Consider the following 1,738-nt stretch of genomic DNA (forward strand, 5'->3'; position numbering starts at 1 on the left):
ATCGAGCCGGGCTACGGCACCATCGCCGATGTGCTCCAGCAGGCCCAGGCACAAATCGACGATGCCTGCCGCGACCTGCAACACCACGCCCACCACACCGAGCTGGATCCGACCGCGCTGGCGGCCCTGGACGAGCGCCTGTCGCGCTGGATGGGTCTGGCGCGTCGCCACCGCTGCCCGCCACAGGAATTGCCGCAGCGCTGGCAGGACTGGCAGGCGCGGCTGCGCGCGCTGGACGAGGCCGCGGATCTGGCCGCCCTGCGCGCCCGGGCGGAGCGCGCGCGGCAGGCCTTTCTGGCCGAGGCGCAGGCCGTCTCGCGCCAGCGCCAGCCCGCGGCCGAACGGCTGAGTGCCGCCATCACCGAGGCCATGCAAGGCTTGGGCATGGCCGGCGGCCGGTTCGAAGTCCGCCTGGAGCCGCTGCCCGAGCCGCAAGCCTGGGGACTGGAGCGCGCCGAGTTTCTGGTCGCAGGCCATCCCGGCGCCACGCCGCGCCCCGTCGGCATGGTAGCCTCTGGCGGTGAGCTGTCGCGCATCGCGTTGGCCATCGCCGTCGTGACCAGCCAACTGGGCGAAGCCCCGACGCTGATCTTCGATGAGGTGGACAGCGGGATCGGCGGCACGGTCGCCCACACGGTGGGGCGGCTCATGCGCCGGCTGGGCGCCGATCGACAGGTGCTCGCCGTGACCCACCTGCCCCAGGTGGCCGCGTGCGCGCACCACCACTTGTATGTGAGCACGGCACGGCAAGGCGATGCCACCGTCAGTCAGGTCACGCCCCTGGAAGGCGAAGCACGCGTCGAGGAGCTGGCGCGCATGCTCGGCGGCCACGGTTCCGACACGTCGCGGGCCCACGCCCGGGAGCTGTTGCAGACATGACGAGCGCCACCCCGCATGTGGTTTTGATCACCGGCATGTCCGGCTCGGGCAAGTCGGTCGCCTTGCATGCCCTAGAGGACTCCGGCTTTTATTGCGTGGACAACCTGCCGCCCGAGTTGCTGGAGGCGTTCATCGAGGTCGAGCGGGAGCACCAGGCCGACCGGGTGGCGGTGGCGATCGACGTACGCAGCGCGGCGTCGCTGCCCGGCCTGCCGCAGCGGCTGGCGGCCCTGCGGCAGAGCGATGTCGCATTGACCGTGCTGTTCCTCGACGCGACAGACGACGTGCTGGTGCGCCGCTACTCCGAAACCCGGCGCATGCACCCGCTGTCCGTGCGCGGCAGCACCGACCAGCACCGCGCCCTGGTCGATGCCCTGGCGCTGGAGCGAGATCTGCTCGCCACGCTGCGCGAGGGGGCGCTGGTCATCGACACGAGCCAGCTCAAGGCCGCCCAGTTGCGCACCGAGGTCAAGGCCCTGCTGCTGCGTACGCCCGCCCCACTGACGCTGGTGTTCGAGTCGTTCGCGTTCAAGCGCGGCATCCCCAAGGACGCCGACTATGTGTTCGATGTGCGCATGCTGCCCAACCCCCACTACGAACCCGCGCTGCGCCCGCTGACGGGGCTGGACGCCCCGGTGGCGGCCTATTTGGACGCCGAACCCGAAGTCGCCGCCATGCAGGCGCAGATCACCGCGTTTCTGGAGCACTGGCTGCCCGGGATGGTTCGCGACCACCGCAGCTTCTTCACCGTCACCACCGGCTGCAAGCGCAGCTCCCGGTGCGTCAGGGCGTGCGTGAACGCTGCGGGCCAATCCGCCCCCACGGTGGGCTGATCCCTGTCCAGGTCGATCAGCAGAAA

General features: G+C 70.8%; 1 protein-coding gene and 1 pseudogene. Both read left to right on the plus strand.

The annotated features are described in order from the left end of the window. A pseudogene (locus tag ACK4TH_RS11655) lies at positions 1 to 879 on the plus strand (DNA repair protein RecN); the annotation flags it as partial. Next, positions 876 to 1,712 (plus strand): RNase adapter RapZ, encoded by an 837-nt coding sequence (rapZ, locus tag ACK4TH_RS11660; RefSeq protein ID WP_409626663.1) that lies wholly within the window; start codon positions 876 to 878, stop codon positions 1,710 to 1,712. The pseudogene ACK4TH_RS11655 and the gene rapZ, both read left to right, overlap by 4 nt. Positions 1,713 to 1,738 lie beyond the last annotated feature (26 nt).

The sequence above is a fragment of the Tepidimonas sp. genome (assembly GCF_046292505.1).
Lineage (GTDB): Bacteria > Pseudomonadota > Gammaproteobacteria > Burkholderiales > Burkholderiaceae_C > Tepidimonas.